Raw genomic sequence first — 19,090 nt, 5'->3', positions numbered from 1 at the left:
CCCTGGTCCCTCAAGGGGCCAGGCTGCGCAGCCAGCGTATCTCCTCGCCCCAGATGGACTCGTCTATGGTCTCGAGGATCAGCGGGATGCCGTCGAAACGCGCGTCGTTCATGATGTGGTGGAACACCGCCTCGCCGAGGTTGCCCTCCCGCAGGCTGTGGTGGCGATCGACCCGACTGCCGAAGGTACACTTGGCGCCGTTGATGTGCATCCCCTTGAGGTACTCGAACCCCACGATGCGGTCGAAGTCGGCGAACACGGCGGCGCAGGACTCCGGGGTGCGCAGATCGTAACCGGCGGCGAAGGCGTGGCAGGTGTCGAAGCAGACCCCGACCCGGCTCTTGTCCTCCACCCCGTCGATCAGGGTGGCCAGGTGCTCGAACGACCAGCCGAGGTTGGTGCCCTGGCCGGCGGTGTTCTCGATCACCGCCGTCACCCCTTCACTGCGCTCCAGCGCCCAGTTGATGGACTCGCTCACCAGTTTCAGGCTCGCCGCCTCGGGGATCTGCTTCAAGTGGCTGCCGGGGTGGAAGTTGAGGTAGCAGAGCCCGAGCTGCTCGCAGCGCCTGATCTCGTCCAGGAAGGCATCCCTGGACTTGGCGAGGGCGTCGGGATCCGGGTGGCCCAGGTTGATGAGGTAGCTGTCGTGGGGCAGGATCTGCTCGGGGCGAAAGCCTCCCTTGTCGCAGGCCGCCTTGAAGGCGTCGATGGACTTGGCGGTCAGCGGCGCCGCCTGCCACTGGCGCTGGTTCTTGGTGAACAGGGCGAAGGCGTTGGCCCCGATAGCCTGGGCACGGGCGATGGTGTTCTCCACCCCGCCAGCCGCACTGACGTGGGCTCCGATAAATTTCATCTTGTCTCCTCTGCGCTTGCTGGGCGCGTCGCCTCGCGAGTGTGTCAAGGTCGCGAGGGGCGCCACCCCCTGATGGGTCGTCATTATGCCCAAGCCCGCCGCAGGCGCCAAACCGGGATTGTCGATGGGGGCAATGGAAAAGGCGCCCGCAGGCGCCTTGGTGATCATCGATGTCGGGCTCGCCCTCAATAGGCCAGACCGGCACCATAGGGGTAGAGCGGGTTCGCTGAGTCCTTCGCCACGTCCGGGGGCTGGTTTTGCACCGCCTGCCAGCTGGAGGGCAGCTCGAAGGGCAGCTGGCCGCTGGCCTTGCCGCTGATGACGTCGAACAGCGTCTGATCCAGGGCCCCGAAGTCATATCACGCCCATCGCTACCGGGACTGAACCCGAAGAGGCCCCCAGCGCAGTCCCATCGCGGCTATGGTGTATAGGCAGGGTCCATGGCCCGCGGCGTCTGACCCGGCCAAGGGAGGTGCAGGCCGGCCAGGCACCACCCCCATCCCTCAACCCAGGAGTCCATCATGCCCAATCCCATTGCCCTCATCACAGGTGCCAGCCGCGGCCTTGGCCGCAACACGGCCCTCACCCTGGCCGCCCGCGGGGTCGACCTCATCATCACCTACCGCCACCAGGCACAGGAAGCGCAGACGGTGGTCGAGGCCGCCCGCGCCTTCGGCGTCAAGGCCCACGCCCTGATGCTGGATGTGGGCGAGAGCGCCAGCTTTCAGTCCTTTGCCGAGCAGGTGCATCAACTGCTGCAACAGCAGTGGCAGCAGACCCGGTTCGATTATCTGGTCAACAATGCCGGCATCGGCATCAATGCCCCCTTCGATCAGACCACGGAGCAGCAGTTCGATACCCTGATGAACATCCACCTCAAGGGCACCTTCTTCCTGACCCAGCAGTTGCTGCCGCTGCTGCGCGATGGCGGGCGCATCGTCAACCTCTCCACCGGCCTGACCCGCTTCGCCCTGCCGGGCTACGCCGCCTATGCGGCCATGAAGGGGGGCATAGAGGTGCTCAGCCACTATCTGGCCAAGGAGCTGGGCCCCAGGGGGATCGCCGTCAACGTGGTGGCCCCGGGCGCCATCGAGACCGACTTTGGCGGCGGTGTGGTGCGCGACAATCAGGGGGTGAACGATTATCTTGCCGGCCAGACGGCCCTGGGCCGGGTCGGCCGCCCCGATGACATAGGGGGCGCCATCGCCGCCCTGCTGGCGGAGGATTGCCGCTGGATCACCGCCCAGCGCATCGAGGTGTCCGGCGGCATGTTCATCTGATAGATGGGGGCCATGCGGCCATCCTCAGCGAAAAGAGGTGCCCATCGGCACCTCTTTTCAATCGAGGCACTGTTTTCATGACATCGTCAGGGCGCCGCAGGCTGAGGGGGTGCCGCTTTGGGCGTGGCGGCGGCCTCGGTCGGAGCAGCCCCGGATGAGGCCTCATCCAGCGCCTCGGCATGCTGCTCCAGGGTGGTGATGGCCTGATCCTTGTGAGTGAGCTGTTCCATCACCAGCTTGTAGGCGATGTAGTACTTGTAGATGTTGCCGACATAGGTCACCGTCTCGGCGCCTATCTTCTGCGCCGCCACGTACTCGACGTTGTGGAACCAGACATTGGGATCCAACCCCTGTTTTTTCGCCTCGGCCCGCAGCCGCGCCACCCGGGCCGGGCCCGCGTTGTAGGAGGCGAAGGAGAAGAGCGCCTTGTCCAGCGCCGTCATGGGTTCGTCGGCATAGTAGTGATCGATCATCCAGCGCATGTATTTGACGCCGCCGTGGATATTGGGCTCAAGCTGACGGATGTCACCCACCTTCAGTCCCTTGCCGGTGGCAGGCATGATCTGCATGATGCCGATGGCGCCGACGTGACTGCGCGCCTTGTGGTTGAGCGCCGATTCCTGATAGCCCTGGGCCGCCATCAGCAGCCAGTCCATGTCATAACGCTCGCCGTACTCGCGAAACAGATCCACCACCTGCACAAACTTTTTCCGTTCGGCTTCGGCGGCGGCGCTCTTGACGAACTTGTTCTGCTTGAGATAGCGCGCCAGCAGATCGTCGCCGGTCGCCTTGCCACGCAGGGCCTTGATCTGCTCGTTGAGCATGGTCAGCAGTTGCGGGCTCTCCTTGCGTACCGCCCAGGCGATGGTGCCTCCCTCCCTGAACACAGGGGTTTCATGAAGAGTTATCTCGGGAAAGATCTTTTGCCAGAAGCGGGCCTTGTGATCATCCATGACGATAAAGGGCAGCAGACCGGCGTTCACCATCTCCACCAGATCTTCATCTTCCAGCGCCTCGGAGGCGGGCTGAATGTCGATGAGGGGCTCTCCCGCCTCCTTGCGCGCCTGGTTATAGGCGAGCAGGCTCTCGAAATAGCTGGAAGAGGGGCGAACGAAGACGGTCTTGCCCCCCAGATCGGCGGCGCTTTCCACCCTGGGAGAGTGAGGGCCGGAGACGAGCAGTTCGCGCACGTTCTCGAGCAGGGGATCCGTGAACGCCACCCCTTGCTGCTTGCGCTTGTCCGTGATGGTGAGGTTGGCGGCGGCTATGTCCCCCTTGCCGGCAGTGAGGGAGGTGAACAGCGCCTCCCGGGCCACCGGGATGAAGACGACATGGACCTTGAGATGGCGCTTGATGGCCTTCTCCTTGCGCAGCTGCTCGTTGAGGCGGCGCTCCAGCGCCATGAAGGCGTCATAGGTGACGCCCCGCTGCACCCCTTTATGGATGAAGTACCCCGTCTTGTTGTAGCTGGTCAGCACCCTGATGGTGCGTCGCTCCAGCATGGCATCCAGATCCCCCAGCCAGGGCTGGGCCAGCTCCTGGGTCGTAAAGGAGAGCGCCTCGCGCTCATCTTTCTCTGTTTCCCCCCCTTGCTCACCCCAGGCGGGGAACGAGGCAAGCAGGCTCAGGACAAGCAACCAGCACCAGCGTTTCATCGTGTTTACCTCACTCATTTTATTGAGTGTAGAGCCGCCAGATGCGCCACTTAGCCCATTGCGTTTGATCTATCCGGGGTGGCAATAACCAGATGATATGGCCAGGCCAGAGAGGCAGAGCCGGACAAGGCCCTCCTTGGGGAAAGCCTTTGAAAAGACACCCATGCCTGGCCAGAGACGGGGCGCTTTTTCTTCGGATTTTGGCGTGAGATCTCACTTTTACCATCTGGCGCCAACGGGAATTGATCTAGCGCAAAACCGACCTCGATAAATCATCATTTCCTTTACCCATTATGTAGTATTCCTGCCGAGCAATCGTGGAATCTCATTGATTCCATTCATAACAAGAGTTCAGTTTGCCTGCTCCCGCCACACGCGAAGACTGGTGTCCACGTCATGGATGGCAAGGGTCAGGTTTTGCTACGTATTTTATTGGGGAGCGATGATCGTGAGTTCATACAAGATACCAACCAGGCTGGGCCTCGCCGCCCTGCTGATGACAACCCTGCTCTGCGCCCCGGCGCAGGCAGACGAGGCGCAGTCCAAACAGCCCGAGGGCAAGATAGAAACACGCAGCGAGCTGTTCGCCAAGGATCACGCCGATCAGTTCAGCAGCTGGAAGGCCACCAGCGAGAGCAAGGATCGCACCGACGCCCTGGCGGAAGACCCCAACATGGTGGTGCTCTGGGGCGGCTATGCCTTCGCCAAGGATTACAACAAGCCCCGCGGCCACTTCTATGCCCTGACCGACGTGCGGGAGACCCTGCGCACCGGTGCCCCCAAAACCGCCGAGGATGGCCCCCTGCCCATGGCCTGCTGGAGCTGCAAAGGCCCGGACGTGGCCCGCGTCATCGATGAAAAAGGCGAGGATGGCTACTTCAAGGGGATGTGGGCAAAAGGTGGGCCAGAAATTGTCAACACCATCGGCTGCGCCGACTGCCACGACACCGCTTCGCAGGAGTTCAAGGAGGGCAAGCCCGCCCTGCACCTCTCCCGCCCCTATGCCGACCGCGCCATGACCGCCATCGGCAAGCCGTTCAAGGAGCAGGGCCGCTTCGATCAGCAGTCCCAGGTGTGCGGCCAGTGCCACGTGGAGTACTACTTCAGCGGCCCCACCAAGGCGGTAACCTTCCCCTGGAGCAAGGGCACCACGGTGGAGCAGATGGAGCAGTATTACGACGAGATAGGCTTCGCCGACTGGACCCACGCCCTCTCCAAGACCCCCATGCTGAAAGCCCAGCACCCCGAGTACGAGACCTGGCGCGCCGGCATTCACGGCCAGAACAACGTCGCCTGCGTCGACTGCCACATGCCCAAGGTGCAGAACGAGCAGGGCAAGGTCTACACGGATCACAAGGTGGGTAACCCCTTCGATCGCTTCGAGCAGACCTGCCGCAACTGCCACACCCAGAGCAAGGAGATGCTGCAAGGCATAGTCCAGCAGCGCAAGGATGCCGTCACCGAGATCAAGCTCAAAGTCGAGAAGCAGCTGGTGCACGCCCACTTTGAAGCCAAGGCGGCCTGGGATGCCGGCGCCACCGAGGCCGAGATGAAAGACATTCTGCAGGACATCCGTCACGCCCAATGGCGCTGGGACTTCTCCATCGCCTCCCACGGGGTGCAGATGCACGCCCCGGAAGTGGCGCTGCGCATGCTGGGCACCGCCCTCGACAAGGCCGCCGACGCCCGCACCAGGCTGGCACGCCTGCTGGCCGCCAAGGGGATCAGCCACGAGATCGCCATTCCCGACATCTCCAGCAAGGAGAAGGCCCAGGCCGCCCTTGGCATGGACATGAAGCAGATGAACAGCGACAAGGCCCAGTTCCTCAAGACCACAGTCCCCGCCTGGGATGCCGAGGCCAAAGCGGCCGGACGGCTCGCACAGTAACGAGATTTGCGGGCCCGCCGAGTCGGGCCCGCAATCGGATGGAGGCTTCCTATGGGTGATTTAACGATGGATTTCTTACGACTGATGCTGATGGCGGCCATGCTGCTGACCAGCCTGCAGGGCCAGGCGGCCCCCGAGCAGACGGCCGCGCCGGTACCTGCAACACATGAAGTGGAGTTTTTGCGCAGCCCCGACAAGGCCTGTACCGACTGCCACAAGGAGCAGAGCGAGGGGATGCACGGCAAGCACGGCCAGGCGACCAATCCCAACAACCTGGCACCGGTCACCTGCACCAACTGCCACGGCCAGCCCTCCCCCCAGCACAGGGAAGGGGTCAAGGACGTGATGCGCTTTAGCGACAGCTTCAATGAGAAGCAGAGCGAGGAGACCTACCCCATCGCTGAACAGAACGGGGTCTGCATGAGCTGCCACGAGCCCAAACCCCTGCGCGAGGCGCTCTGGGCCCACGACGTGCACGCCACCAAGCTCAGCTGCACCAGCTGTCACGCGCTGCACCCGGCCAAGGAGCCCATGGTGGGCATAACCGAAAAATCCCGCATCAAGATCTGCGTCGATTGCCACGGCAAGCAGCATCAAGCCAAGGCGGCCGCCCTGCAGGCCAATGCGGGCAAGGAGGCACCATGAGCTGCTCTCGTCGTGACTTTATGGCGGGGATGAGCGCGGGTGCCCTCATCATGATGACGGGCCCGGTGCGCGCCGGCGCGGCCATCCTGGCCCACAGCCAGACCATAGACGGGGTGCGCTTTGGCATGCTCCATGACGAGGCGGCCTGCATCGGCTGCACCGCCTGCATGGATGCCTGCCGGGAGGTGAACCAGGTGCCACAAGGGGTCTCGCGCCTCGAGATCCTCCGCTCCGGTCCCGTCGGTGAATTTCCTGACGCCGAGTACCACTTCTTTCGAAAATCCTGCCAGCACTGTGACAACGCCCCCTGCGTGCATGTCTGCCCGACCGGCGCCTCCCATATCCGCAAGGAGGATGGCATCGTCGACGTGGATCCGGACTTGTGCGTCGGCTGCATGTATTGTCTCGCCGCCTGCCCCTATCAGGTGCGTTTCATCAACCCTGTGACCAAGGTCGCCGACAAGTGCGACTTTTGCCGCAAGACCAACCTGGTGGCGGGCAAGGAGCCGGCCTGCGTAGAATCCTGCCCCACCAAGGCACTGGTGTTCGGCAATCTGGATGATCCAAATAGCCCCATCGCCAAGCGGCTGGTGAAGGAGACCACCTATCGCTACAAGCAGGCACTCGGCACCTCGCCCAAGATGTACCGCGTGCCCAAAGGGGAGATAACGTCATGACCATGCAAGCGGCATTTCACTTCCCCTCGCGGGTGTGGGGACTTGTCCCATCGCCATCTACCCCGGCAATCACCGATGGAGGGAATGACCATGTGGTATGACGCATTTCACTTCCCCTCCCTCGTCTGGGGATTTGCCCGCTCGCCATCTAACGCAGTAACAGAAGGAGGAATGGATCATGTGGCATGACGCATTTCACTTCCCCTCCCTCGTTTGGGACTGGCCCATAGCAATTTATCTCTTCCTGCTCGGCATCTCGGCCGGGGCCACCAGCCTCTCTGTGCTATTGCGCCGCAAGGGGGCCGGCAGCGAGAGCGGCATCATCAAGGCGACTGCGATTCTGGCGCCGGTGAGCGTCGTGTTGGGGCTGCTCATCCTCATCTTCCATCTGGCCCGACCCTGGACCTTCTGGAAGCTGATGTTCCACTACCAATTCGACTCAGTGATGTCCATGGGGGTCATGCTGTTCCAGCTCTATATGGCGGTGCTGTTTGCCTGGCTAGGGGTGGTGTTTCGCTCCGAAATCGAGACCCTGCGCGGCCGGTTGCTGAAAGAGAAGTTCGCCTTTGTGGATGGGCTGATCGCCATGCTGGCCCGTTTCGAGCGGCTGCTGGCGCCGCTCTTGCTGCTGCTCGCCGTGCTGCTGGGGGCCTACACCGGCTTTCTGCTCTCGGCGCTCAAGACCTATCCGCTCCTGAACAACCCTGTGCTGCCTGTGTTGTTTCTGGTCTCCGGCATCAGCTCCGGTATCGCCGCCACCATCCTGCTGGCGGTCACCCTGTTCAAGGAGAACCATCACAGCCAGGGGGTGAGCTTCGTGCACCGCTTCGAGCGCCCCGTGCTGGCGGTGGAGGTGTTGCTGCTGGTCTGCTTCTTTACCGGGCTCTATTTCGGTGGCGGCCAGAAGGAGGTGGCCATGTGGGCCGCCATCGGCAGCGGCTTCTGGGCCCAGGTGTTCTGGCTCGGAGTGGTGGGGATCGGCATGTTGTTGCCCCAGTTGCTGGCCCTGCTGACCCCGGCGCCCCTGCGGGAGCGAAACGGTCATCTGGTACTGGTGTGCAGCCTGACCCTGGTGGGGATCCTGCTGCTGCGCTACTTCGTGCTCTATGCCGGTCAGATGACGGTTGTATAAGGGGAAATCCATGATTTGTAGCAAAAGCGACCATACGACGTCGGCTTGCAGCATGACCCTGATGGGCATGCTGCTGTCTGATGCTGCGTCATCCTCGTATGCCGGCCAGATGACGGTTGTTTAAAAGTATGATCACCAGCGCCAGCCGCCCTCGGGGGACTGGCGCTGGTTTGTTTCCAAGAGTGTGGATGTTATCCCCCAGCGCCGGTGCTGTGCAGACGCTTGGGCATAACATAAACGAATGAAACTGGAGGTTTTGTGCTGGCGGAGCTCGGCTATCTCTCACTGCTGCTGGCAGCGGCGCTCTCCCTGCTGCAAGGCACCCTGCCCTGGCTAGGGCTGCGGCTCGCCTCACGCCCGCTGCTGGGCTGCGCAACACCGCTGGCCCTCCTGGTTGCGCTCCTGCTCGGGGCGGCGCTGGGGCTGCTCGCCAGCTGTTTTGGCCAGGATGACTTCACCCTGGTCTATGTGGCCCAGCACGCCAACAGCGCCCTGCCGCTGGGCTTCAAGCTGGCGGCCGTCTGGGGCGGCCACGAGGGCTCCATGCTCTTTTTCGTCTTTGCGCTGGGGCTGTGGGGCGCCCTGGTGGCGCTCTGCTCGAAGCGGGTCGATCCGATGATCCGCGCCCGGGTGCTGGCCATCATGGGGCTGATCGTCGGTTTGTTCGCCCTCTACACCCTGATCTTCTCCAGCCCCTTTGACCGCCAGTTCCCCGGGCCGCTTGAGGGGCGCGATCTCAACCCCATGCTGCAAGACATCGGCCTTATCCTCCACCCCCCCCTGCTCTATCTCGGCTACGTCGGCTTTGCCGTCAACTTCGCCTTCGCCATGGCGGCGCTGCACTCGGGTCGGCTCGATGGCGCCCTGGCCCACTGGAGCCGCCCCTGGGCGCTCGGCTCCTGGGTGTTTCTCACCGCCGGCATCCTGCTCGGCTCCTGGTGGGCCTATTACGAGCTCGGCTGGGGCGGTTGGTGGTTCTGGGATCCGGTGGAAAACGCCTCCCTGCTGCCCTGGCTGCTGGGAACCGCGCTTTTACACGCCCTTATCGTCTGCGAGAAGCGCGGCGCCTACGGCCACGGCGTGCTGCTGCTCTCCATCTTCACCTTCGCCCTGAGCCTGCTCGGCACCTTCGTGGTGCGCTCCGGGGTGCTCACCTCGGTGCACGCCTTTGCGGTGGACCCCAGCCGCGGCCTCACCCTGTTGCTGCTGCTCGGGCTGCTATTGACCTGCGCCCTCACCCTGTTTGCCCTGCGGGCAGACATTCGCGCCCCCTATGCCCGCTTTGGCTTGCTGTCAAAGGAGGGGCTGCTCGGCGCCGCAATACTGCTGCTCTGCGTGGCCTGCGCCAGCGTGCTGCTCGGCACCTTCTACCCCATGGTGTTCCAGTCCCTGCATCTGGGATCGCTGTCGGTGGGCGCCCCCTATTTCAACGCTGTTTTCGTGCCGCTGGCCCTGGCGCTGATGGCACTGATGACCCAGATCCCGCGCCTGCGCTGGCAGGGGCTGATGACATCCTCCCGCCTGCGGATGCTGCTGCCGCCCCTGCTCGGCCTGCTGGGGGGCGGCCTGCTCAGCCTCGCTTATCGCGAACAGGGAACCCTGGGCTGGAGCGGCATCCTCGCCAATATGGTAAGCCTCTGGCTCATCGCGAGCCTGCTGATCAATGTCTCATTCAAGACCCATGGCCTGAGTGCCAACCGGCTCGGCAGCCTGCTGGCCCACCTCGGGGTGGCGGTCTGCGCCCTCGGCATTGCGCAGGTGAGCCACCACAGCCAGGAGGGGGGCGCAGTACTAAAAGCAGGCAGCCCCTACCAGCTTGGCGCCTATACCTTTCGCTATGAGGGGAGCGAGCCGCTGATCGGCCCCAACTACACCGCCGAGCGCATCACTGTCAGCGTGTACAAGGATGGCCGGGAGGTGGCCAGGCTCACTCCGGAGCGGCGCCACTACAGCGTGCGCACCATGAACATGAACGAACCCGGCATCCAGGGGGGCCTGTTTGGCGATCTCTACGTGGTGCTCGGCGAGAAGATGGGGCCCGATGCGTACGCCATGCGCCTGCACCACAAGCCGCTGGTGCGCTGGATCTGGCTCGGTGGCCTGTTGATGATGGCGGGTGGCACCCTGCGCCTGCTCGCCCGCCGGCCGCTGCTGGCTAGCCATCCCGCGTCAGCTACCGCCCCCTGCCCTCGGCTTGAACAGGAGTCCTTATGAACGCCCGTCTGCGCCTGTTCGTGCCGCTCGTGCTCAGTCTGGGGCTCGGTACCCTGCTCTGGCTCGGCCTTGGCAACAATCCCTACAGCCAGGATGAGGCTGTCGCAGGGCGCACCCTGCCCGCCTGGCAGAGTGACGATCTGCTTGGCGACGCCCCCATTCACACCGCTGCGCTCAAAGGGGAGCCCTTCGTGCTCAACGTCTGGGCCAGCTGGTGCCCCAACTGCCGTGCCGAGCATTCGTTGCTGGGTGATCTGGCCAACGCCGTGCCCCTCTATGGCCTCAACTACCGGGACAAGGGGGACGCCGCCCGCGCCTGGCTCACCGAGGCGGGTAACCCCTATCGCGCCGTGCTGGCGGACCCCGACGGCAAACTGGCACTGGAGCTCGGTGTTTACGGCACGCCGGAAACCTATCTCTTTGCCGGCGACGGCACCCTGCTGACCCGTCATACCGGTCTGCTCACCCGGGAAATCTGGCAGCGCCAGTTTGCCCCCCTGCTTGCCAGGGCCCGAGCCCTGCCCACCCCACAGATGAAGGGGCAGCCATGACGATCCGCCCCCTCCTCAATCCGCTGCTGATGGCCCTTGCCATCACGCTGCTCATGGCACTGAGCCCATCGGCCACGGCCAGCGGGGTCGATACCTATGAGTTTCGCCACCCCGAACGGCAGACCCGCGCTCAGGATCTGGCCCGCGCCCTGCGCTGCCCCCAGTGCCAGAACCAGAACCTGGTGGAGTCCAACTCCCCCATCGCCCGGGATCTGCGCCTCGAGGTCTATCGCTGGGTGGACCAGGGACAGAACGATGAGCAGGTGATCGCCCGCATGACGGAGCGCTTTGGTGATTTCGTGCGCTACGATCCCCCCTTCAAGGCCAGCACGGTGCTGCTATGGGGAGGGCCCCTGCTGCTGCTGGCACTGGCGCTGTTGGCCCTGCAGCGCCGCCTGACGCACACGAAGGCGAGGATCATCCCCGTCGTAGAGGCAATCCATCAACCCGTCGCCGATCAGCGCAGTGAACTCAATCTGTTGATCATGCTCGGGGAGCAGGCAGGCCTCTCCCCCCATGAACCCCTCCATCGGGAGCTGGAGTTGGCCCGCCTCGCCAATGCCATCCCGGCGGCGGAGCTGGTCCTGCGCGAACAACTGGCCAGCCAGCATGACGATCGCGGTCGCCATTCCCGCCACACCCTCGTCTTGCTGTTGCTTGGCATCCTGGTTCTCGCGGCCGTCGCCGCCACTTATATGAGCACCGGTCGCTATCAGGCGTGGCAGGCCTATCAGTCGCGCCCCGATCCCCTGGCGGGATTGAGCCCGCGAGACTTGCAGGACAAGGCGCTGGAGGCCCTGCACCAGCGGCTGCAAGCCAATCCCGCCGATCTGGAGGCCTGGGCCGAGCTTGGCCAGTGGTATCTGTATCGGGACCAGTACGACAACGCCCTGCTCGCCTACCAGCGCCTCGCCCTGCAGGAGGGGGGCGCCAGCGCCGCCACCCAGGCCGCTCAGGCAACAGTGCTCTACTACCAGGCTGGCCAGCGGCTCACCCCACAGTCGCAACGTCTGCTCGACGCCTCCCTGGCACAGGACAAGGGGGAAGTGAGCGCCCTGATGCTGCTCGCCTCCGATCATTTCCTGCATGGCCGCTACGGGGAGGCCATCGCCCTTTGGCAACAACTGCTGGATAGCGAGCGCCCCCGCATCAACCGGGCAGCGCTGATTGAGGCGATCCAGACGGCGAGCATGATGGGGGGCTGACCGCACGCATGATGGGGGCTGACCGCCCCCTGTCACGTTTGGCCCGCAGAGGCGCAGCCGGTAGGGAATCACTTGCCAACCTCACGTCGGCGGCCGAACAATAGGCGTCCATTGAACCTGTTTTTGGAGCCTCTCCCATGATCCCCATCCGCTGTAAAGCCGTCTCCGGTGTCGCCATTTCAACGATTGATGGCGAAACAAAGCTGCTGGTGATGAAACGTGTAAAGGGCGGCTTCTGGTGCCATGTGGCGGGCACGGTCGAATCGGGTGAAACCGGCTGGCAGCATAGTGCGCGAGTGTGTCGAGGAGACGGGCATCAAGGTGACCGAGCGCTACAACGGCCAAATCTGGAGCAGTGTTGCGATGCCGCCACCAATACCGTCATGGTGGTGCCTGTGTTCGTGGTCTATTGCCCGCCCAATCAGGTGGTGACCCTCAACGACGAGCACACCGAATATCGCTGATGTTCCCTCACCGAGGCCAAGGCGCTGGTGAGCTTCCCCGGGCAGCAGGCGCTCTATGACCATGTCTGGCACCATTTTGTGCAAGGCAGCCCCTCGGCGCGGATGCGGATCCATGTCCCTTGATGCCACCCACCTCCCCCCTGAAAAGCCTATGGTCAAAGGCAGTCCATCGCGCCTCCCTGGGTGCTGGGTAACATCTGGCCAGTTGGGCGGTGCGTCCGGGGGCGACCATGGCATTCAGATGATATCGAGCGCAGGGGCACAAGATCAGGGCCCGGCACTGTACGCTCCCAGCCACAGGGGCCAAACAACCTCCACCTTCTCGCCCAGTGTCATCCTGGCGCCAGCACAGATATGCGAATAAATATGCATTGAAAACACGGTTCACCCCGCCCGACGTATGAACTCTTCTGCTGTTTGTATGAAGCATCATGCTGCTGAAAATTTTCTGTGAGCCACCTCCCGCCGTTAAATTCAAGAGCCTCTACCCTTGAGCCGTACAATAACAACCTGACGCGTTCCGGTTTATTTCACCATGCATCACAAAGGAGTGTCATATGTATAAAAAAGTGAAACTGGCGAGCATTATCAGCACCCTTGTTCTCTCGGCCACTGCATATTCTGCCGAGATGACGGTGGGCTTCTCGCAAATAGGCTCTGAGTCCGGCTGGCGGGCCGCAGAAACCTCGGTCGCCAAGAGCGAAGCCCAAAAACGCGGCATCACCCTGAAAATTGCCGATGCCCAGCAGAAACAGGAGAACCAGATCAAGGCCATTCGATCCTTCATTGCCCAGGGGGTGGATGCCATCTTTATTGCCCCCGTGGTGCAGACCGGCTGGGAGCCGGTATTGCAGGAGGCGAAAGAGGCCGAGATCCCGGTGTTCCTGCTGGATCGCAATATCACGGTGAAAGATGACGGCCTCTTCATGACCGGGGTCGCCGCAGACAGCGTCCACGAGGGGGAAGTGGCAGCCCAGTGGCTCATCAAGCAGCAGGATGGCAAGCCCTGCAACGTGGTGGAATTGCAGGGTACCGTCGGCGCCAGCGTGGCGCTGGATCGCAAGAAGGGCTTCCTCGACACCGTCGCGGCCGTGCCCACCATCAAGATCATCCGCACCCAGTCCGGCGACTTCACCCGCAGCAAGGGCAAGGAGGTGATGGAGAGCTTCATCAAGGCGGAAAATAGCGGCAAGAATATTTGCGCCGTCTACGCCCACAACGATGACATGGCCATCGGCGCCATCCAGGCCATTAAAGAGGCCGGGCTGAAACCGGGCTCGGATATCAAGATCATCTCCATCGATGGGGTGCCGGATATTTTCAAGGCGATGATGGCCGGCGAAGCCAATGCCTCGGTGGAATTGACGCCGAATATGGCGGGCCCCGCCTTCGACGCCATGCTGGCGTATAAAAAGGATGGCACCCTGCCCCCCAAACAGATCAAGACGGCGTCTATTCTGTTCGAGCCTGACAGTGCCGAGGCCCAGCTCGCGCTGAAAAAAGACATGGGTTATTAATGCCGCTCGCCCGCTGAGCCAGCCAGTTGAATAGCACGCCATATCGGCTGGGTTGCGATATGGCGTGTTATATCGGAGAGCCTATTTTCATGTCACAGAACAATCAGGATGTCCTGTTGAATGCCCAGGGGATCTGCAAGACCTTTCCCGGTGTACGCGCCCTGCATCAGGTGGACTTTTCCCTGCGACGAGGGGAGATCATGGCGCTGCTCGGCGAGAATGGCGCCGGCAAGTCCACCCTGGTCAAGACCCTCACCGGTGTCTATCAACGGGACGCCGGCCGCATCGAACTCGATGGCGTCCCCATCTCCCCGACGGACACCGCCCATGCCCAGCGCCTGGGGATCGGCACCGTCTATCAGGAGGTCAACCTGCTGCCAAACATGTCGGTGGCGGACAACCTCTTCATCGGCCACGAGCCCCGCCGCTTCGGCTTCATCGACCGGGGCGCCATGACCCGGCAGGCCCAAGCCATCATGGCCGACCACGGCTTCGAGATGGATGTCACCCTTCCCCTGGGTCACTACTCGGTCGCCATGCAGCAGATAGTGGCCATCGCCCGGGCGGTGTCACTCTCGGCCAGGATCCTGATCCTGGACGAGCCCACCGCGAGCCTGGATGCCAGCGAAGTCCAGATGCTGTTCTCCCTGATGACTCGCCTGCGGGATCAGGGGGTGAGCCTCATCTTCATCACCCATTTTCTCGATCAGGTCTACGCCATCAGCGATCGCATCACTGTGCTTCGCAACGGCGAGTTGGTCGGCACCCGCGACACGGCCGCGCTGCCACAACTGGAGCTGGTCAAGATGATGCTGGGACGCGAGCTGGATGACAATGCCCTCAAGCGGGCGGGCAAGACGCTGCGCAGCAACCAGCCCATGGTGTCGTTCAGGGACTATGGCAAGCGCGGGGTCATAGCCCCCTTCAGTCTCGACGTCATGCCCGGCGAGATAGTGGGCCTCGCCGGCCTGCTCGGCTCGGGTCGCACCGAGACCGCCGAGCTGATGTTCGGCATAGTGCCAAGTGACAGTGGCGAGTGCCGGGTGCGAGACAAGCCGGTGACCATCCGCAGTGCGCGCCAGGCGGCCGCCAACGGCTTTGGCTTCTGCCCGGAGGATCGCAAGAGCGCCGGCATCATCGCCTCGGCCTCGGTGCGCGAAAACATGATGCTGGCCCTGCAAGCCCAGCGGGGCTGGCTGCGCCCCTTGCCCCGCAAGGAGCAGGACGAGATCACCGCCCGCCTCATCGAACAGCTGGCCATCAAGACCCCGGGGCCGGAGCAGCCCATCCAGTTTCTCTCCGGGGGCAACCAGCAGAAGGTGCTGCTCGCCCGCTGGCTGCTCACCAAGCCCCAGTTCCTGATCCTGGACGAGCCCACCCGGGGCATAGACGTGGGGGCCCACGCCGAGATCATCCGCCTCATCGAATCCCTCTGCGCCAACGGGCTGGCCCTGCTGGTCATCTCCTCCGAGCTCGAGGAACTGGTGGGTTATGCCGATCGGGTAATAGTCCTTCGCGACAGAAAACAGGTGGCAGAGCTTGCGACGGACGCCCTCAGCGTCCCTGCCATCATGAACGCCATTGCATGTGAGGCCTGATATGACGTCATCCACAATCCCCCTCTCCGGCGGGCCGACGCGCCCCCGCAGAGCCCTGCCCACGGGCACGGCCCAGTGCGCCGCCCTGCTCTGCGTGCTGCTCATCAATGCCCTGGTCGCCGACAACTTCTTCGCCATCCATGTCCAGGATGGGCGGCTGTTTGGCAGCCTCATCGACATACTCAACCGCTGCGCCCCTGTGGCCCTGCTCTCCCTCGGCATGACGCTGGTGATCGCCACCGGCGGCATCGATCTGTCGGTGGGGGCCGTGATGGCCATCAGCGGGGCCACCATGGCCAGCCTGGCCACCGGCGGTCACAGCCTGCCGATCATCTTCGCCTCCGTCATCGGGGTGGGTCTCTTGTGCGGCCTGTGGAACGGCCTGCTGGTGGCCGTGTTCAAGATCCAGCCCATCGTCGCGACCCTGATCCTCATGGTGGCGGGCCGGGGCATCGCCCAGCTCATCACCGAGGGGCAGATCATCACCTTCAACAACGAGGCCCTCGCCTGGATCGGCAGCGGCTCCCTCTTCTATCTGCCCACCCCGGTCATCATCACCCTGGGCATGGCGCTGCTGCTCTGGCTGCTGACCAAGCGCACCGCCCTCGGCCTCTTCATCGAAGCGGTGGGGATCAACATCAAGGCCGCCAAGAACGCCGGGCTCAACACCCCCATGGTGGTGATCGCCACCTACCTGCTGAGCGGCATGATGGCCGCCGTCGCCGGCATGATAGTCGCCGCCGACATCCGCGGGGCCGATGCCAACAACGCCGGGCTCTGGCTCGAGATGGACGCCATTTTGGCGGTGGTGATAGGAGGCACCTCCCTGATGGGGGGGCGCTTCAACCTCGCCCTCTCCCTGGTCGGCATACTGATCATCCAGGGGGTGAACACAGGGATCCTGCTCTCCGGCTACCAACCCCAGTGGAACCAGATCGTCAAGGCCCTGGTGGTGCTGGCGGTGCTGGTCATGCAGTCGCCGGCCCTCAACCACCTGTTCCAGCGAGGGACTCGCCATGTTTAAACGCAACCTCCCCCTGATGGTGACCATCATGGTCTTCGTGCTGGGCTATCTGCTCTGCCTGGCCTCCTTCCCCGCCTTCATGTCCACCCGCATCATCTGCAACATACTGACGGACAATGCGTTTCTCGGCATAGTGGCGGTGGGCATGACCTTCGTCATCCTCTCGGGGGGCATCGATCTGTCGGTGGGTGCCGTCATCGCCTTCACCGGCGTGCTGCTGGCAACGCTCATCGGGAAGCTGGGGGTCAGCCCCGTGCTGGCCATCCCTCTGGTGCTGGTGCTCGGAGCGGGCTTTGGCGCCCTGATGGGCTGGCTCATCGACACCCTGAAGATCCCCGCCTTCATCATCACCCTGGCGGGCATGTTCTTCCTGCGGGGGGCCAGTTTCCTCATCTCGGAGCAGTCCCTGCCCATCGATCACCCCAGCTTCACCTACCTGTCGAGCCTGTCGTGGAAGATACCGGGGGGCGGTCGCCTGAGCCTGCTGGCCCTCATCATGCTGGCGGTTGTGGTCTTCGGCATCCTGCTCGCCAACCGCACCCGCTTTGGCAACAACGTCTACGCCATCGGCGGCAACGCCACCTCGGCGGCCCTGATGGGGATCTCGGTGCGCCACACCACCATTCGCATCTACCTGCTCTCCACCACCCTCGCGACCCTGGCAGGCATCGTATTCGCGCTCTACACCTCTGCGGGCTATCCGCTCGCCGCCGTCGGGGTGGAGCTCGATGCCATCGCCGCCGTGGTCATCGGCGGCACCCTGCTGAGCGGCGGGGTGGGCACCGTCTTCGGCTCCCTGTTCGGGGTGCTGATCCAGGGGTTGATCCAGACCTACATCAACTTCGACGGCACCCTCAGCTCCTGGTGGACCAAGATCATCATCGGCTTGCTGCTGTTCAGTTTCATCGCCCTGCAGCGCCTGCTGATCCTGGTCTCGGAACACCGCAAGGCCAGCAAAGCCACCCCCTTCAAGCGGCAGGTCCCCGTCGCCCCCCTTGAGTGAAACAGCCATCGGGCCCGCCATGCGCGGGCCCGATGGCATGCCAGCAGGACACATTGGGCCTACCTCACACCATGCGGTTCAGAACCGCAGACCAAGACGCCGGGGTTTCCCGACTACGGATCAAGCAGCGGGCATGCAGACGATGGCCAGACGCCATGGTGACATCGCAGATGAATGCCAAAAGAAGAAAAACAGGATCACAACAAGGCTAAGACGGAACGAAAAACACAAGAGAGGCAATGCGGAGAAAATGGCGAGCATCTTCTGTTCCACACAAAGTGGATGACCAAGAGATCTAGAGGGGTATTGGAGGCTAACTTATTGATTTTCAGAAACAGGTGGTGGCCCCACCAGCCACATCCCGGCACTCGAGTCCCCCACCTTGGCTGCTACCTTCCGGTCCTGACCAGGTCGACGGGTTATCAATGCGAGAGGACCAATGGGACCACCGGCGAGGAGAATAGGCAAACTGGCCGGTCAATGCAATGGCTTTCTGCCACGAGGCAATCCGTTAGCCTTATTTTTCAACAATCTGCCGAATGGTTCAGCTAAACAACATGAATTTTGTCCCCACCAGCAGCATCAGCAGGGCGAAGGCCTGCTTGAGGCGAGTGGGTGAGAGCCGGTGGGCCAGCCTGGCGCCGACGCGGGCAAACAGGGTGCTGGTGAGCACTATCCCCAGCAGCGCGGGCAGGTAGATGAACCCCAGACTCCACTCTGGCAGGTTGGCATGACCCCAGCCGGCGTAGAGGTAGCTGCAGCTGCCCGCCAGGGCGATGGGCATGCTGCAGGCGGCGGAGGCCGCCACGGCATTGCGCATCGGCACGCTGTTCCAGGTGAGGTAGGGCACGGTCAGGGAACCACCGCCGATGCCAAACAGCGCCGACATCCAGCCGATCAGGGTGCCCGCTATGCCGGTTCCCACTGGACCAGGCAGATGCCGCTCCGCCTTGGGCCTGAGGTTGAGCCCCATCTGCAACGCCATGGTCCAGGCGAAGCAGCCGATGATGACATTGAGAGTACTGGCGCTCAGCAGGTTGGCCGTCATACCACCGAGCCAGGCACCGATCAACATGCCGACCCCGAGGCGGCGGATCATCACCCAGTCGACCGCGCCAGCCTCCTGATGGGCCCTGAGCGAACTGAAACCGGTGAAGATCATGGTGGGCAACGAGGTCCCCAGAGCCAGATGAGTGATGATTTCGGGCTCAAATCCCATGGCCCGAAAGCTCACCACCAGCACGGGCACTATGATGAGACCGCCGCCTATGCCAAACAGCCCGCCCAATACGCCCGCAAAGGCCCCCAGCAACAGATAACCCAGAAACAGCATCTCGTGTCCTTGTGGTAAATCCCTGGCTGCGAACCGGGGAGGTGGGCCGCC

15 protein-coding genes, 1 other RNA gene and 1 pseudogene are annotated in these 19,090 nt (G+C 63.2%); 13 read left to right on the top strand and 4 right to left on the bottom strand.

Translation table 11 applies throughout. The features are described 5' to 3' along the window. Window positions 1-10: 10 nt before the first annotated feature. Window positions 11-853: a deoxyribonuclease IV gene (gene nfo, locus ACLHZ1_RS08290; RefSeq protein WP_427261689.1), complete on the bottom strand. Its 843-nt coding sequence runs from the start codon at window positions 851-853 to the stop codon at window positions 11-13. A 521-nt stretch (window positions 854-1,374) separates the two neighbouring features. Between nfo and ACLHZ1_RS08285 the strand changes: the two genes are divergently transcribed. Beyond that, complete coding sequence (locus ACLHZ1_RS08285) at window positions 1,375-2,133, top strand: SDR family NAD(P)-dependent oxidoreductase (protein WP_427261688.1); 759 nt, start codon at window positions 1,375-1,377, stop codon at window positions 2,131-2,133. 86 nt (window positions 2,134-2,219) lie between these two features. On the opposite strand, the gene ACLHZ1_RS08280 is transcribed toward ACLHZ1_RS08285, so the two are convergent. Further along, window positions 2,220-3,788 (bottom strand): transglycosylase SLT domain-containing protein, encoded by a 1,569-nt coding sequence (locus ACLHZ1_RS08280; protein ID WP_427261687.1) that lies wholly within the window; start codon window positions 3,786-3,788, stop codon window positions 2,220-2,222. Between the two features lie 442 nt (window positions 3,789-4,230). Between ACLHZ1_RS08280 and nrfA the strand changes: the two genes are divergently transcribed. The 12 genes and pseudogenes from nrfA to yjfF all read left to right on the top strand — a co-directional run bounded on the left by nrfA (window position 4,231) and on the right by yjfF (window position 17,706). Beyond that, window positions 4,231-5,676: an ammonia-forming nitrite reductase cytochrome c552 subunit gene (nrfA, locus tag ACLHZ1_RS08275; protein WP_427261686.1), complete on the top strand. Its 1,446-nt coding sequence runs from the start codon at window positions 4,231-4,233 to the stop codon at window positions 5,674-5,676. Window positions 5,677-5,727: 51 nt separating this feature from the next. Further along, window positions 5,728-6,321 (top strand): cytochrome c nitrite reductase pentaheme subunit, encoded by a 594-nt coding sequence (nrfB, locus tag ACLHZ1_RS08270; protein ID WP_427261685.1) that lies wholly within the window; start codon window positions 5,728-5,730, stop codon window positions 6,319-6,321. Then, the gene (locus tag ACLHZ1_RS08265; protein ID WP_427261684.1) at window positions 6,318-6,998 is read left to right on the top strand and encodes a 4Fe-4S dicluster domain-containing protein; all 681 of its coding nucleotides are present in this window, start codon (window positions 6,318-6,320) and stop codon (window positions 6,996-6,998) included. The genes nrfB and ACLHZ1_RS08265 overlap by 4 nt, the downstream gene beginning before the upstream one ends. A gap of 178 nt (window positions 6,999-7,176) precedes the next feature. Next, window positions 7,177-8,130, top strand: a complete 954-nt coding sequence (gene nrfD / locus ACLHZ1_RS08260; protein ID WP_427261683.1) for a cytochrome c nitrite reductase subunit NrfD — start codon at window positions 7,177-7,179, stop codon at window positions 8,128-8,130. Between the two features lie 258 nt (window positions 8,131-8,388). Continuing rightward, on the top strand, window positions 8,389-10,344 hold the full coding sequence (gene nrfE, locus ACLHZ1_RS08255) for a heme lyase NrfEFG subunit NrfE (RefSeq protein ID WP_427261682.1): 1,956 nt from the start codon (window positions 8,389-8,391) through the stop codon (window positions 10,342-10,344). Next, on the top strand, window positions 10,341-10,895 hold the full coding sequence (locus ACLHZ1_RS08250) for a DsbE family thiol:disulfide interchange protein (RefSeq protein WP_427261681.1): 555 nt from the start codon (window positions 10,341-10,343) through the stop codon (window positions 10,893-10,895). Before nrfE ends, ACLHZ1_RS08250 begins: the two co-directional genes overlap by 4 nt. Further along, a complete protein-coding gene (gene nrfF, locus ACLHZ1_RS08245; RefSeq protein ID WP_427261680.1) occupies window positions 10,892-12,100 on the top strand; it encodes a heme lyase NrfEFG subunit NrfF in 1,209 nt (402 codons plus the stop codon). Before ACLHZ1_RS08250 ends, nrfF begins: the two co-directional genes overlap by 4 nt. A gap of 137 nt (window positions 12,101-12,237) precedes the next feature. Continuing rightward, a pseudogene (locus ACLHZ1_RS08240) lies at window positions 12,238-12,687 on the top strand (NUDIX domain-containing protein). 434 nt (window positions 12,688-13,121) lie between these two features. After that, on the top strand, window positions 13,122-14,081 hold the full coding sequence (gene ytfQ / locus ACLHZ1_RS08235) for a galactofuranose ABC transporter, galactofuranose-binding protein YtfQ (RefSeq protein ID WP_427261679.1): 960 nt from the start codon (window positions 13,122-13,124) through the stop codon (window positions 14,079-14,081). A gap of 89 nt (window positions 14,082-14,170) precedes the next feature. Beyond that, window positions 14,171-15,679 carry a galactofuranose ABC transporter, ATP-binding protein YtfR gene (gene ytfR, locus ACLHZ1_RS08230; RefSeq protein ID WP_427261678.1) on the top strand — a complete coding sequence of 503 codons (1,509 nt, stop codon included), beginning with the start codon at window positions 14,171-14,173 and terminating at the stop codon, window positions 15,677-15,679. 1 nt (window position 15,680) lies between these two features. Beyond that, complete coding sequence (gene ytfT / locus ACLHZ1_RS08225) at window positions 15,681-16,703, top strand: galactofuranose ABC transporter, ATP-binding protein YtfT (RefSeq protein ID WP_427261677.1); 1,023 nt, start codon at window positions 15,681-15,683, stop codon at window positions 16,701-16,703. Then, window positions 16,696-17,706 (top strand): galactofuranose ABC transporter, permease protein YjfF, encoded by a 1,011-nt coding sequence (gene yjfF, locus ACLHZ1_RS08220; RefSeq protein ID WP_427261676.1) that lies wholly within the window; start codon window positions 16,696-16,698, stop codon window positions 17,704-17,706. The genes ytfT and yjfF overlap by 8 nt, the downstream gene beginning before the upstream one ends. A gap of 345 nt (window positions 17,707-18,051) precedes the next feature. Here the strand turns inward: yjfF and ffs are convergent. Continuing rightward, an RNA gene (gene ffs, locus ACLHZ1_RS08215) (signal recognition particle sRNA small type) lies at window positions 18,052-18,148 on the bottom strand. Between the two features lie 102 nt (window positions 18,149-18,250). Beyond that, complete coding sequence (locus ACLHZ1_RS08210) at window positions 18,251-19,039, bottom strand: sulfite exporter TauE/SafE family protein (protein WP_408792940.1); 789 nt, start codon at window positions 19,037-19,039, stop codon at window positions 18,251-18,253. Window positions 19,040-19,090: the final 51 nt, after the last annotated feature.

This window comes from Aeromonas sobria, assembly GCF_050266975.1.
GTDB classification, from domain to species: Bacteria; Pseudomonadota; Gammaproteobacteria; order Enterobacterales; family Aeromonadaceae; genus Aeromonas; species Aeromonas sobria_B.
This window is presented reverse-complemented; position numbering and strand designations above follow the sequence as displayed.

Excerpts from the sequence above, each read along its gene's own strand:
- nfo (WP_427261689.1), bottom strand. The coding sequence starts at position 853 with ATGAAATTTATCGGAGCCCACGTCAGTGCGGCTGGCGGGGTGGAGAAC.
- ACLHZ1_RS08285 (WP_427261688.1), top strand. The coding sequence starts at position 1,375 with ATGCCCAATCCCATTGCCCTCATCACAGGTGCCAGCCGCGGCCTTGGC.
- ACLHZ1_RS08280 (WP_427261687.1), bottom strand. The coding sequence starts at position 3,788 with ATGAAACGCTGGTGCTGGTTGCTTGTCCTGAGCCTGCTTGCCTCGTTC.
- nrfA (WP_427261686.1), top strand. The coding sequence starts at position 4,231 with ATGATCGTGAGTTCATACAAGATACCAACCAGGCTGGGCCTCGCCGCC.
- nrfB (WP_427261685.1), top strand. The coding sequence starts at position 5,728 with ATGGGTGATTTAACGATGGATTTCTTACGACTGATGCTGATGGCGGCC.
- ACLHZ1_RS08265 (WP_427261684.1), top strand. The coding sequence starts at position 6,318 with ATGAGCTGCTCTCGTCGTGACTTTATGGCGGGGATGAGCGCGGGTGCC.
- nrfD (WP_427261683.1), top strand. The coding sequence starts at position 7,177 with ATGTGGCATGACGCATTTCACTTCCCCTCCCTCGTTTGGGACTGGCCC.
- ACLHZ1_RS08250 (WP_427261681.1), top strand. The coding sequence starts at position 10,341 with ATGAACGCCCGTCTGCGCCTGTTCGTGCCGCTCGTGCTCAGTCTGGGG.
- nrfF (WP_427261680.1), top strand. The coding sequence starts at position 10,892 with ATGACGATCCGCCCCCTCCTCAATCCGCTGCTGATGGCCCTTGCCATC.
- ytfQ (WP_427261679.1), top strand. The coding sequence starts at position 13,122 with ATGTATAAAAAAGTGAAACTGGCGAGCATTATCAGCACCCTTGTTCTC.
- ytfR (WP_427261678.1), top strand. The coding sequence starts at position 14,171 with ATGTCACAGAACAATCAGGATGTCCTGTTGAATGCCCAGGGGATCTGC.
- ytfT (WP_427261677.1), top strand. The coding sequence starts at position 15,681 with ATGACGTCATCCACAATCCCCCTCTCCGGCGGGCCGACGCGCCCCCGC.
- yjfF (WP_427261676.1), top strand. The coding sequence starts at position 16,696 with ATGTTTAAACGCAACCTCCCCCTGATGGTGACCATCATGGTCTTCGTG.
- ACLHZ1_RS08210 (WP_408792940.1), bottom strand. The coding sequence starts at position 19,039 with ATGCTGTTTCTGGGTTATCTGTTGCTGGGGGCCTTTGCGGGCGTATTG.